This is a genomic window from Burkholderia sp. Ac-20392, assembly GCF_017104585.1.
In the GTDB taxonomy this organism is placed as follows: Bacteria; Pseudomonadota; Gammaproteobacteria; order Burkholderiales; family Burkholderiaceae; genus Burkholderia; species Burkholderia lata.
Genome location: NZ_JAAGPB010000240.1, coordinates 1 through 12,759 on the forward strand (window position 1 = coordinate 1; position 12,759 = coordinate 12,759).

Sequence of the window (12,759 nt, forward strand, 5' to 3'; positions counted from 1 at the left end):
TACCGCGCGCTCGCACTGCGCTACCCGGCCGCGTTCGCGCTGCTGCAGCGGCACATGAGTACCGGGCCGGCCGATCTCGCGCACATCGAGGCCGTGCATCGCGCGCTCGCCGACGCCGGTATCCCGCGCGCGGCACTGCCGTCGGTGTGCGTCGGCTGGTATGCGAGCGTGATCGGGCTGGCCGCGGCCGAAGCCGGCGGCCTCACGCGCGCCGCGAACGACATCGAGCTCGCTGAAATGGCAGCGCTGTCGGACGCCGCGCATCCGCTCGTCAAGGCGGCCGCCCCGCTCTATGCGCAGCTCGATCCGGCAGCCGTGCACGACACGATGCTCGACGTGCTGCTCGACGGCATCGCGCAGCAGGCACACGCGGCCTGACCGGCCTGCAAGCCACGAACGAAAAAAGGCGCCCCGAGGGGCGCCTTTTTCATGACGATTACCGCGAACCGCGCTCAGTGCTGCTGCGCGATGCCGATCTTCAGCATGACCTGATCGACGATCTGTTCGGGCGTCAGCTCGATGCTGACCTCGATCGCTTCGTCCGGGCCCGGCTCCTCGAGCGTATCGAGCTGGCTCTTCAGCAGCGACGGATCGAAGAAATGGCCAGTGCGACTCTTCAGGCGCTCGTGCAACATCTCGAACGAACCCTTCAGATACACGAACCGCACGTCGGTGTCGGTGCCGCGCAGCACGTCGCGGTACGACCGCTTCAGCGACGAGCACGTGAACACGGCCGTCTCGCCGGCGCGCTGCTTTTCCTCGATGGCCGCGCGAATCGTGCGCAGCCACGGCCAGCGGTCGTCGTCGGTCAGCGGAATGCCGTTGTGCATCTTTTCCTTGTTCGCCGCGCTGTGAAACGCGTCGCCATCGGTATAGCTGCACGACAGGCGTTCCGCCAGCATTTCGCCGATTAGCGACTTGCCCGCGCCCGACACGCCCATTGCGATCAGAATCATTGACTACCCCTTGTTACAGAACCAGGCTCAGCAGCAGCGTGAAGCTAAGACCAAGCACCGAGATGATGGTTTCGAGCAACGACCAGGTCTTGAACGTCTGACCGACCGTCATCCCGAAGTATTCCTTGATCAGCCAGAAGCCGCCGTCGTTCACGTGCGAGAAGATCAGCGAGCCCGAGCCCGTGGCGAGCACCAGCAGTTCCGGGCTGACCGTCGTGCCGGCCGCCGCCGCGATCGGCGCGACGATGCCGCAGGCCGTCGTCATCGCGACCGTCGCCGAACCCGTCGCGAGACGCATCAGCGCGGCGACGAACCAGCCGAGCAGCAGCGGCGACAGGTGCGCGTGCTTCGCGGTTTCGACGATCTGCTGCGAAATCCCGCTGTCGCGCAGGACGCCGCCGAAGCCGCCGCCCGCGCCGACGATCAGCGTGATGCCGGCGATCGGCGCCAGGCACTCGCCGCAGAACTTCTGGATCTGGTCGCGGTTGAAGCCCTGCAGCTTGCCGAACGTGAAGAAGCTCACGAGCACGGCGATCAGCAGCGCGACGTCCGAGTTGCCGGCGAAGCGCAGCAGGTTGTTCGGCAGCGACTTCGGCGTGAACAGCAGGTCGGCCCAGCTGCCGACGAGCATCAGCACGACGGGCAGCAGGATCGTGAACAGCGTGATGCCGAAGCTCGGCAGTTCACGCTTGCGGCCATCCGTGTGCGTGTCGACGAACTGAGCGGCGAGCGGGTTGTTTTCCGGCAGCTTCACGAACTTCGAGATCGTCAGCGCAAACAGCGGGCCCGCGATGATCGCGGTCGGCACGCCGACGATCAGGCCGAACGCGATCGTCTTGCCGATATCGGCGCCGTATTGCTGAACCGCCAGCAGCGCGGCCGGGTGCGGCGGGATCAGGCCGTGCACGACCGACAGGCCGGCCACCATCGGCAGGCCGACGACGAGCAGCGACTTGCCGGTGCGCTTCGCGACGTTGAACGCGATCGGGATCAGCAGCACGAAGCCGACTTCGAAGAACACCGGCAGGCCGACGATGATCGCGACGAACATCATCGCCCAGTGGATGTTCTTTTCACCGAACCAGTCGATCAGCGTGGTCGCGATCCGTTCGGCGCCGCCCGATTCGGCCATCATCTTGCCGAGCATCGTGCCGAGGCCGACGACGATCGCGATGTGGCCGAGCGTGCCGCCAGTGCCTGTCTCGAACGACTTGACGATCTTGTCCATCGGCATGCCGACGACAAGGCCGAGGCCGAGCGAAACGATGATCAGCACCAGGAACGGGTAGATCTTGTAGCGCGCGATCATCAGGATCAGCGCGGCGATCGCGATCAGCGTGAATACGAGCAGCATGCTGCCTTGGACAGCCCCCATGTGGCACTCCTCCTAGAATTGTTCGAACCGGGCGAGTTGTTGCGAGTATGCCCGGCTATGCAGGTCTCCGGAACACGGGGGGTACCCACCCCGTCAGGACGCTGAATTTTACTTATCTTTACGGCCCACGGATAGAACCGGTTCCATCAGCAAAAACCCTCGGTAAAACAAGCACTAAGCGCCTGATTTCCGAGGGTCAAACCGTCATTCCGTACAAGTCTTAACGGGGGAGCTGGCTCGCGGCTTGCGCGAGACGCGTGACTTCGGCCCAGTCCTGCGCGGCGAGCGCGGCTTTCGGCGTGAGCCAGGAGCCGCCGACGCACACGACGTTCGGCAGTTTCAGGAAGTTCGGTGCGGTTTCGACGGTGATGCCGCCGGTCGGGCAGAACTTCAGCGCCGGGAACGGGCCGTGGAACGCCTGCAGCATCGGCACGCCGCCCGCCTGCTGCGCAGGGAAGAACTTCACGATCTCATAGCCGAATTCGAGCGCCTGGATGATGTCGCTCGGCGTCATCACGCCCGGCAGCAGCGGCAGGCCCGCGTCGAGCGACGCGAGGTGCAGTTCCTTCGTCAGGCCCGGCGACACGCCGAACTTCGCACCCGCGCGCTTCGCCTGCTCGCAATGCTCGGGCTTCGTGATCGTGCCGACGCCGACGACGATGTCGTCCGCGAGCTGGCTGGCGCGCTGGATCGCTTCCAGGCCGGCCGGCGTGCGCAGCGTGATCTCGAGCACCTTCACGCCGCCCGCGTGCAACGCGCGCGACACGTGTTCGCCCTGCTCGACCGAGTCGAATGCGAGCACCGGGATGACCGGGCCCAGCTTCACGATTTCAGCAATCGTCTTCATTGAATTGGCTCCTTGAAATTCATGCGGCGACGTGGGCGGCCGTTTCGCCGACCAACGCGCCGAAAACCGATGCGCCCTGCTCGGCCGGCGCGGCAGCCGCGCGGAACACGCCGAACAGTTCACGCCCGAAACCGACCTCGTTCTCGGCCTGGTGCAGCGGCTGCGCGACCGGGCGCGCCTGCCACTCGGCGGCGTCGACCTCGATGTCGAGCACGCCGGCTTCCGCGTCGATCACGAGCGTATCGCCCGTCTTCACCTTGCCGAGCGGGCCGGCCAGCAGCGCCTCCGGCGATACGTGGATCACGGCCGGCACCTTGCCCGACGCGCCCGACATGCGGCCGTCGGTGACGAGTGCGACGTGGAAGCCCTGATCCTGCAGCACGCCGAGCAGCGGCGTCAAACGGTGCAGCTCGGGCATCCCGTTCGCGCGCGCGCCCTGGAAGCGCACGACCGCGACGAAGTCGCGCTTCAGCTCGCCGCGATCGAATGCTTCCTGCACGGCTTCCTGCGAATCGAACACGATCGCGGGCGCCGTCACCTTGCGGTGCTCGGGCGCGACCGCCGAAATCTTGATCACGCCGCGGCCGAGGCGGCCCTGCATCAGGCGCAGGCCACCGTCCGGCTGGAACGGGTCGCGGATGCCGCGCAGCACCTTCGTGTCGTGGCTCTCGGCCGTGCCGTCGACCCACACGAGCTTGCCGTCGATCAGCTTCGGCTCCTTCGTGTAGTGCGACAGGCCACGGCCGGCGACCGTCGTCACGTCCTCGTGCAGCAGCCCGCCTTCGAGCAGGTTGCGTACCAGGAAGGCCACGCCGCCCGCCGCGTGGAAGTGGTTCACGTCGGCCTTGCCGTTCGGGTAGATCTTCGCGAGCAGCGGCACGACGGCCGACAGTTCGTCGAAGTCGTTCCAGTCGATCAGGATGCCGGCCGCGCGCGCGATCGCGACGAGGTGCAGCGTGTGGTTGGTCGAGCCGCCCGTGGCGAGCAGTGCGACGATCCCGTTGACGATCGCCTTCTCGTCGATCACGTGGCCGATCGGCGTGTAGTGGCCGCGCTCGACGGTCAGGTCGAGCACGCGGCGCGCGGCCTCGGCCGTCAGCGCGGTGCGCAGCGGCGTGTGCGGATGAACGAATGCCGAGCCCGGCAGGTGCAGCCCCATCAGCTCCATCAGCATCTGGTTGCTGTTCGCGGTGCCGTAGAACGTGCAGGTGCCGTGGCCGTGATAGGCGGCCGATTCGGCTTCGAGCAGCGCGTCGCGGCCGACCTGGCCGGTCGCGAACTGCTGGCGGATCTTCGCCTTGTCGTCGTTCGACAGGCCGCTCGTCATCGGGCCGGCCGGCACGAAGATCGTCGGCAGGTGGCCGAACTGCAGCGCGCCGATCAGCAGGCCCGGCACGATCTTGTCGCAGATGCCGAGGCAGAGCGCCGCGTCGAACATGTTGTGCGTGAGCGCGATCGCCGTACCCATCGCGATCGCCTCGCGGGAGAACAGCGACAGTTCCATCCCCGGGTTGCCCTGCGTGACGCCGTCGCACATCGCCGGCACGCCGCCCGCGAACTGCGCGACACCGCCGTTCTCGCGGGCGGCCGCCTTGATGATCTCGGGGAAATCCTTGTACGGCGCATGCGCGGACAGCATCTCGTTGTACGAGGACACGATGCCGATGTTCGGCTCGCGGATCGCCTTGATCGAGAATTTGTCGTTGCCCTCGAGGCCGGCGAAGCCGTGCGCGAGGTTCGCGCACGACAGCGCGCCGCGTGCCGGGAACTTGCCCTGCGCGCCGTCGATGCGCTGCAGATAGGCGGAACGGGTCGATTGGCTGCGGGCGATCACGCGTTCGGTGACCTTCGCCAGAGTGGGGTGCAGCGACGTCATGCTGGGCGCTCCTGTATGCCGGCCGACACCGGCGGTTGGAATCGTGGGGACGGTCGAACGCGTCGACAGAACGAAGTCAGTCTAGTAGAAAAACTACACGCATGCAATGCGGATTAGGCGACCCGCAACCCTTATTCCCGCTACCAGTAAGGCGGTACCTAGTGAAAACCCTAGATCACCTCATTGAAAACATCACGCCACGACTAGTATTTTTATGTAGATTTTCTACAATTCGATTGCGATACACTCGCTCATCCGAACCCGATTTCTGCCTGCCGTCCCATGCTGCCCCGCATTGAAGCGATCCGCGCCGAGTTGCGCCCGTCCGAGCGCAAGCTCGCCGACTACATCCTCGCCGCGCCGCGCGAGGTGCTCGACCTCGCGATGACCGAGCTGTCGACGCGCGCGGGCGTCAGCCAGCCGACGATCGCGCGCTTCTGCCAGGCGCTCGGCTGCAGCGGCTTTCGCGAGTTCAAGATCCGGCTCGCGCAGAGCGTCGCGCCGGGTGTGTCGTCGGTCTATCGCGACGTCGAGCCCGACGAGCCGGCGCCCGGCATCATCGGCAAGGTGTTCGACCGCACGATCGGCGCACTGATCGAGGTGCGCAACAGCCTGTCCGCGGGCAGCGTCGCCGATGCGATCGCGCTGCTGTCGAACGCATCGCGGATCGAGTTCTACGGCGCCGGCGGCTCGGGCATCGCCGCGCAGGACATCCAGCACAAGTTCTTCCGGCTCGGCGTGCCGAGCGTCGCGTATTCGGATCCGCACACGTTCTCGATGTCGTCGGCGCTGCTCGGGCCGCACGACGTCGTCGTCGCGATCTCGAACACCGGCCGCACGCGCGACATCGTCGATGCCGCCCGCTCCGCGCTCGCGTGCGGCGCGAAGGTCGTCGCGATCACGCAGAGCCATTCGCCGCTCGCGAAGCTCGCGACGGTGAGTCTCGCGTCGAACGTTGCGGAGGAAACGGACGTGTTCTCGCCGATGACGTCGCGGATGTCGCATCTCGCAATCGGCGACATCCTCGCGGTCGGCGTCGCGCTGTCGCGCGGCCCCGCGCTGATGGAACGGGTCGGCCGCGCGAAGGAGGCGATCACGCGCCGCCGGATCGACGACGGCGCGAAGGATTGAAACTGCACCGCGCCGGCCGCGGCGTCTGCGCGTAAGCGACAAACGGCGCCCCACGGGGCGCCGTTGTGCATCAGGCGACGCCGGCAACCTCGCCGGCCATGTCGCTCAGAACGGCTTGATCACGACCAGCGCGACTGCCGCGAGCATGCCGAGCACCGGCAGCTCGTTGAACACGCGATACCACTTGTCGGTGCGACGGTTCTCGCCGCGCTCGAACACCCGCAGCAGGTGCCCGCAATACGCGTGATAGACGATGAGCAGCAACACGACCGTCACCTTCGCGTGGATCCAGCCCTGCCCCTGCCCGATGCCGATCGACAGCCAGAGCCACAGCCCGCAGGCCAGCGCCGGCACCGCGATCATTGTCATGAAGCGGAACAGCTTGCGTGCCATCAGCAGCAGGCGTCGCACGGCGGCCGGATCGGTTTCCATGGCCAGGTTCACGTAGATGCGCGGCAGGTAGAACAACCCTGCAAACCACGCGGCGATCAGAACGATATGGAACGTCTTGACCCAGAGCATCGCCATCGGTTGTGTGCCTCGCTGTTTACTGGCGGCCTTCGCCGTGTCCGAGCACGACGTACTTCAGCGACGTCAGCCCTTCCAGGCCGACGGGGCCGCGTGCGTGCAGCTTGTCGTTCGAGATGCCGATTTCCGCGCCGAGGCCGAATTCGAAGCCGTCCGCGAAGCGTGTCGATGCATTGACCATCACGCTTGCCGAATCGACCTCGCGCAGGAACCGCATCGCACGGTCGTGATCCTCGGTGACGATCGCGTCCGTGTGGTGCGAGCCGTAATGGTTGATGTGCTCGATCGCGGCGTCGAGGCCGTCGACGACCTTGATCGCGAGCACCGGCGCGAGATACTCGGTGTGCCAGTCTTCCTCGGTCGCCTCGACGAGCGGGCCGACGCCCGCATCGGCGAGCACCGCGCGCGCGGCCGCATCGACGCGCAGTTCGACCTGCTTGTCGCGATATAGCTTGCCGAGCGGCGGCAGCAGCTTCGCCGCGACACCGCTCGAAACGAGCAGCGTCTCCATCGTGTTGCAGGTGCCGTAGCGGTGCGTCTTCGCGTTGTCGCAGACGGTCAGCGCCTTGGCGAGATCGGCGCGATCGTCGACGTACACGTGGCAGATGCCGTCGAGGTGCTTGATCATCGGTACGCGCGCCTCGTTGATCAGGCGCTCGATCAGGCTCTTGCCGCCGCGCGGCACGATCACGTCGACGTATTCGGTCATCGTGATCAGCTTGCCGACCGCCGCGCGATCGGCCGTCGCGACGACCTGCACCGCATCCTGCGGCAGGCCGGCTGCTTCGAGCCCTTCGCCGATCAGCTTCGCAAGCGCCGCGTTCGATTCGAGCGCTTCGGAGCCGCCGCGCAGGATCGTCGCATTGCCCGACTTCAGGCACAGCGCCGCCGCGTCGATCGTCACGTTCGGGCGCGATTCGTAGATGATGCCGATCACGCCGAGCGGCACACGCATCTGGCCGACCTGGATGCCGCTCGGGCGGTACTTGAGGTTGCTGATCTCGCCGATCGGATCGGCCAGCGACGCCACCTGGCGCAAGCCCTCGACCATCGTATTCAGCGCCTTGTCCGACAGCGTCAGGCGATCGACGAACGCCGCATCGAGCCCCTTTTCACGGGCGCGGGCGACATCGCGCGCATTCGCGTCCTTCAGCACCTGCGCGTCGCGTTCGATCGCGCGCGCCACGGCGTCGAGCGCCGCGTTCTTCGCGGCCGTGCTGGCGCGCGCCATCGCGCGGGAAGCCTGCCGGGCGCGACGGCCCAGGTCGGTCATGTACTGATCGATATCCATCGTGTGACTCGAGAAGCGCGCCGCGCGGGGCGGCATGAATTCGTGGGGAAGCGTGAGTGGCGGCGGCCGCAGAGCCGCGCCAGCTATCGAAACATTGTAAGCGGGTTGCGCAGCGCGCGCTGAAGGCCCGAACGGGACTTAGCGTCGCACGCGCCCCGCGGTCGGCGGTCGCTCGCCGCGGGCGCCGGCCACCGTCATCGCGAGCTGGAACAGCCCGTCCCACGGATCGGGTGGCGGTTCGTCCTGCGTGCGGCGACCCGGCGCGACGGCCGTGAGCCCCTTGACCTGACGGTCGAGCTTCGCGGCAAACGCGAGCGCCTTCTCGAGCACGGCTTCGGACACGCGATTCAACGCGGGGCCGATCAGCCGCTCGCGCGGCCCCCACACGCGGTTTTCGCGCAGCAGCGTCGCGAGCGGCTTGCCGGCCGTCGTGCCGCGCTTGATCCGCAGCAGCGTGCGCAATTCCTCGACGACCGCCCACATCACGAGCACGATCGCCTCGCCCTCGCCCTTCAGCCCGTCGATCATCCGCGCGAGCCGCGCGGCGTCGCCGGCGAGCATTGCCTCGTTCAGCTTGAAGACGTCGTAACGCGCGACGTTCAGCACCGCGTCGTGCACCTGCTCGAACGACAGTGCGCCTTGCGGATACAGCAGCCCGAGCTTCTGGATTTCCTGGTGTGCGGCAAGCAGGTTGCCTTCGACGCGCTCGGCGATGAACTGCAGCGCGCGCCGCCCGTCCTCGCCGGGCGCGGCGCGCTGGCCCTGCATCGCGAGACGCTGGCCGATCCAGTTCGGCAGCTGCGCGCGATCGACCGGATCGATCTTCAGCGCGACGCCGCCGTTCTGCAGCGCGGTGAACCACGCGGATTTCTGCGTGGCCGCGTCGAGACGCGGCAACGTGACGAGCATCAGCGCGTCGGGGTTCGGCGTGGCCGCGAGCGTCTTCAGCGCATCGGCGCCTTCCTTGCCGGGCTTGCCCGACGGAATGCGCAGTTCGATCAGCTGGCGCTCGCCGAACAGCGACATCGCCTGGGTTGCGCCGAGCAGCACGCTCCAGTCGAAGCCGCGCTCGACCGTATGCACCGAACGCTCGGTGAAGCCGGCCGCGCGCGCGGCCGCACGAATGCGGTCGCACGCTTCCTGCGCGAGCAGCGGCTCGTCGCCGTAGACGGTATAGAGCCCGGCCACCCCCTTCGCGAGGTGCGGCTCCAGCGCATCAAGTCGCAGTTGCATCGATACGTGCGCCGTCGATCAGAGCGGCGGCGGCGGCAACGGCGCGCGCGGTGCGACGCCCGGCACCACGTCTTCCGGCGCCGGCGTCAGCGAATGGACGATCGCGAGACGCCGCATCAGCTGGTCGACTGCGTCGCTCTGCATGTCGGCGTACAGGAGGTCGGCTTCCTGCGCCTTCGCGTTCGTGTACTGATCGCTGTACGTCATCGCGCGGTTCAGCGCGATCGCGCTCGGCGGGATCAGCACGGTGCCGTCCTTGCTCGTCAACGTGTAGTTCAGCGTGTAGAACAGCGCGTATTCCTGCGCCGAGCCGTACTTGTTGAGCGTCAGCGTGTTCTGGCCACGCGACTCCCACATGCGCAGCACGGCATCGGCGTCGTCCGCCGACTTGACGATCTTCGTGTCGCTGCCGGCCTCGACGAGGCGCACGAGGCGCGCCTCGACCGGCGCCGGCGCGCCGGCGATCAGCAGGTGCTTGAACGCGTAGTCCTGCTGGCCGCGCAACTGGAAGCCGCATGCCGACAGCGCAACCGCGCTGCCGACAGCAAGCATCAAAAACGATCTGCGGATCACCTTCGCTCCTTCTGGGTACGTCCGACGGCCAGCGGCCGTCAGACGACGATGTTCACGAGGCGGCCCGGCACGACGACGATCTTCTTCGCCGGCTTGCCGTCGCTGAACTTCGCGAACGCGTCGTCGGCCACTGCCGCGGCTTCGATCGCCTCGCGGCTCGCGTCCTTCGCCACCTTCAGCGCGCCGCGCACCTTGCCGTTCACCTGCAGCACGAGTTCGATCTCGGCCTGCTCGAGCGCGGCCTCGTCGACCTTCGGCCACGGTGCGTCGAGCAGCGGGCCGAATTCGTCCGCGTAGCCCAGCGCCTTCCACAGCTCGAACGTGACGTGCGGCACGACCGGGTACAGCACGCGCAGCAGCACGCCGTACGTTTCACGCAGCACGCCGGGCGTCGCGCCCTTCGCGCCGTCGATCGCGTTCAGCATCTTCATCGCAGCCGACACGACCGTGTTGTACTGCAGGCGCTGGTAGTCGAAATCGGCCTGCTTCAGCACGCTGTAGATCTCGCGGCGCAGCGCCTTGTCGGCTTCGCCGAGCGTGGCCGCATCGAAGCCCGCGCGCGCGGCAAGCGCTTCGCGGTTCGCCGCACCGAAGCTCCACACGCGGCGCAGGAAGCGGCTCGCGCCTTCGACGCCCGCGCCCGACCACTCGAGCTGCTGCTCGGGCGGTGCGGCGAACATCGTGAACAGGCGCGCGGTATCGGCGCCGTACTGGTCGATCAACAGCTGCGGATCGACGCCGTTGTTCTTCGACTTCGACATTTTCTCGATGCCGCCGAGCACGACCGGCTGGCCGTCCGTGTTCAGCGTCGCGCCGACCGGGCGGCCCTTGTCGTCGTGCGTGACCGTCACGTCGAGCGGGTTGTACCAGGTCTTCTTGCCCGATGCATCCTCGCGGTAGAACGTCTCGTTCAGCACCATGCCCTGCGTGAGCAGGTTCTTCGCCGGCTCGCCGAACTTCACGAGGCCGAGGTCGCGCATCACCTTGGTCCAGAAACGCGAATACAGCAGGTGCAGGATCGCGTGCTCGATGCCGCCGATGTACTGATCCATCGGCATCCAGTAATCGGTGCGCGCGTCGACCATCGTCTCGGCGTCCGGCGCGGTGTAGCGCGAGAAGTACCACGACGAATCGACGAACGTGTCCATCGTGTCGGTTTCGCGCTTCGCGGCCGCGCCGCACTTCGGGCACGCGCAGTTCAGGAACGCTTCCGACTTCGCGAGCGGGTTGCCCGAGCCGTCCGGCACGAGGTCTTCCGGCAGCACGACGGGCAGATCCTGCTCGGGCACCGGCACGTCGCCGCACGACGGGCAGTGGATGATCGGGATCGGCGTGCCCCAGTAGCGCTGGCGCGACACGCCCCAGTCGCGCAGGCGCCACGTGACCTGCTTGTCGCCGAAGCCGCCGGCGTTCAGGTCGGCCGCGACCGCGTCGACAGCTTCCGCGTAGTGCAGGCCGTCGTACTTGCCGCTGTTCACGCAGACGGCGGTTTCCTTGTCGCCGTACCACTCCTGCCATGCGTCGAGCGAGTACTCCTGGCCTTCGGCCGAGATCACCTGCTTGATCGGCAGGTCGTATTTCTTCGCGAACGCGAAATCGCGCTCGTCGTGGCCCGGCACGCCCATCACCGCGCCTTCGCCATAGCTCATCAGCACGTAGTTGCCGATCCACACCTCGACCGGCTCGCCGGTCAGCGGGTGCGCGACCGAGAAGCCCGTCGCGACGCCCTTCTTCTCCATCGTCGCAACGTCGGCCTCGGCGACGCCGCCGCGCTTGCATTCGTCGATGAACGCGAGCAGCTCCGGCTTGTCCTGCGCGAGGCGCGTGGCGAGCGGATGCTCGGCCGCGATCGCGCAGAAGGTAACGCCCATGATCGTATCGGCGCGCGTCGTGAACACGCGCAGCAGCTTCTTCTCGCCGTCGAGTTCGTACGGGAAGCCGAAGTTCACGCCGAAGCTCTTGCCGATCCAGTTCTGCTGCATGATCTTCACGCGCTCGGGCCAGCCGAGGCCGTCGAGGTCGTTCAGCAGCTCATCCGCGTACTGCGTGATGCGCAGGTAGTACATCGGGATCTCGCGCTTCTCGACGAGCGCGCCCGACCGCCAGCCGCGGCCGTCGATCACCTGCTCGTTCGCGAGCACGGTCTGGTCGACCGGGTCCCAGTTCACGGTGCCCGTCTTCTTGTACGCGATGCCCTTCTCGAGCATCTTCAGGAACAGCCACTGGTTCCACTTGTAGTAGTCGGGCTTGCACGTCGCGATTTCGCGCGACCAGTCGATCGCGAGGCCCATCGACTGCATCTGGCCCTTCATGTAGTCGATGTTGTCGTAGGTCCACTTCGCCGGCGGCACGCCGTTCGCCATCGCGGCGTTCTCGGCCGGCATCCCGAACGCATCCCAGCCCATCGGCATCAGCGTGTTGTAGCCGTTCATCCGCAGATAACGGTACATCACGTCGTTGATCGTGTAGTTGCGCACGTGACCCATGTGCAGCTTGCCGGACGGGTACGGCAGCATCGACACGCAGTAGAACTTCGGCTTCTGCGAATCTTCCTTCGTCTTGTAGGCATCGGCTGCGCGCCAGTCGCCCTGGGCGGCGGCTTCGACGTCGGCGGGTACGTATCTCTCGTGCATGGTGTGGTTCGGACTAGGCTTTAAGCGGCGCGACGGCGCGCGCGCAGGAGTGGATCGAAAATCGTGCTTGCCCGGCGGACCTGCAGGTTCGCTGTTGCCGGACCTGTTCGCGGTTTCCGGGCATTTTCCGGGTAACCCGCAGCATGCCCGGGTAGCCTGGAAAATTCCGGGTTACCTGAATAAAGCCTGCCAACCGGGAAAAACGTTGATTATACCGCCCGCGCCGGCCCATTCGACCGGTCTTGCGGCGTGCGGCCCGATCCCGCGGCCGGGACAAGCCCGCCGGATCCGCTCAGCGGGTGGCCGGCACGGCAGG

At 66.9% G+C, this 12,759-nt stretch carries 12 protein-coding genes; 3 read left to right on the forward strand and 9 right to left on the reverse strand.

Annotated elements, in window-relative coordinates; genetic code table 11:
* Nucleotides 1-378 (forward strand): TetR/AcrR family transcriptional regulator C-terminal domain-containing protein (locus tag G3N99_RS23665; protein ID WP_206123603.1); only part of this gene is annotated, 378 nt, incomplete at its 5' end.
* Nucleotides 379-452: 74 nt separating this feature from the next.
* Here G3N99_RS23665 and G3N99_RS23670 read toward each other — a convergent pair.
* From G3N99_RS23670 to edd, 4 genes are all read right to left on the reverse strand, one after another.
* Nucleotides 453-956, reverse strand: coding sequence for a gluconokinase (locus G3N99_RS23670; RefSeq protein ID WP_046544931.1), 504 nt, complete (start codon nt 954-956; stop codon nt 453-455).
* Between the two features lie 13 nt (nt 957-969).
* Nucleotides 970-2,331: a GntP family permease gene (locus G3N99_RS23675; RefSeq protein ID WP_174939158.1), complete on the reverse strand. Its 1,362-nt coding sequence runs from the start codon at nt 2,329-2,331 to the stop codon at nt 970-972.
* A gap of 220 nt (nt 2,332-2,551) precedes the next feature.
* Nucleotides 2,552-3,178, reverse strand: a complete 627-nt coding sequence (gene eda, locus G3N99_RS23680; RefSeq protein WP_011350938.1) for a bifunctional 4-hydroxy-2-oxoglutarate aldolase/2-dehydro-3-deoxy-phosphogluconate aldolase — start codon at nt 3,176-3,178, stop codon at nt 2,552-2,554.
* A 19-nt stretch (nt 3,179-3,197) separates the two neighbouring features.
* Nucleotides 3,198-5,054, reverse strand: a complete 1,857-nt coding sequence (gene edd / locus G3N99_RS23685; protein WP_174939156.1) for a phosphogluconate dehydratase — start codon at nt 5,052-5,054, stop codon at nt 3,198-3,200.
* Nucleotides 5,055-5,336: 282 nt separating this feature from the next.
* Between edd and G3N99_RS23690 the strand changes: the two genes are divergently transcribed.
* Nucleotides 5,337-6,185 (forward strand): MurR/RpiR family transcriptional regulator, encoded by an 849-nt coding sequence (locus G3N99_RS23690; RefSeq protein WP_011350936.1) that lies wholly within the window; start codon nt 5,337-5,339, stop codon nt 6,183-6,185.
* 105 nt (nt 6,186-6,290) lie between these two features.
* Here the strand turns inward: G3N99_RS23690 and G3N99_RS23695 are convergent, their stop codons facing one another.
* The 5 genes from G3N99_RS23695 to leuS all read right to left on the reverse strand — a co-directional run bounded on the left by G3N99_RS23695 (nt 6,291) and on the right by leuS (nt 12,443).
* On the reverse strand, nt 6,291-6,713 hold the full coding sequence (locus G3N99_RS23695; protein WP_011350935.1) for a CopD family protein: 423 nt from the start codon (nt 6,711-6,713) through the stop codon (nt 6,291-6,293).
* Between the two features lie 19 nt (nt 6,714-6,732).
* Nucleotides 6,733-8,004 carry a glutamate-5-semialdehyde dehydrogenase gene (locus G3N99_RS23700; RefSeq protein ID WP_174939154.1) on the reverse strand — a complete coding sequence of 424 codons (1,272 nt, stop codon included), beginning with the start codon at nt 8,002-8,004 and terminating at the stop codon, nt 6,733-6,735.
* A gap of 138 nt (nt 8,005-8,142) precedes the next feature.
* Complete coding sequence (gene holA, locus G3N99_RS23705) at nt 8,143-9,237, reverse strand: DNA polymerase III subunit delta (protein WP_206123604.1); 1,095 nt, start codon at nt 9,235-9,237, stop codon at nt 8,143-8,145.
* A gap of 18 nt (nt 9,238-9,255) precedes the next feature.
* A complete protein-coding gene (gene lptE / locus G3N99_RS23710; RefSeq protein ID WP_174939150.1) occupies nt 9,256-9,810 on the reverse strand; it encodes an LPS assembly lipoprotein LptE in 555 nt (184 codons plus the stop codon).
* Nucleotides 9,811-9,848: 38 nt separating this feature from the next.
* Nucleotides 9,849-12,443: a leucine--tRNA ligase gene (gene leuS / locus G3N99_RS23715; RefSeq protein WP_174939148.1), complete on the reverse strand. Its 2,595-nt coding sequence runs from the start codon at nt 12,441-12,443 to the stop codon at nt 9,849-9,851.
* A gap of 94 nt (nt 12,444-12,537) precedes the next feature.
* Here leuS and G3N99_RS23720 point away from each other — a divergent pair.
* A partial coding sequence (locus G3N99_RS23720; protein WP_206123605.1) for a hypothetical protein occupies nt 12,538-12,759 on the forward strand: 222 nt, incomplete at its 3' end.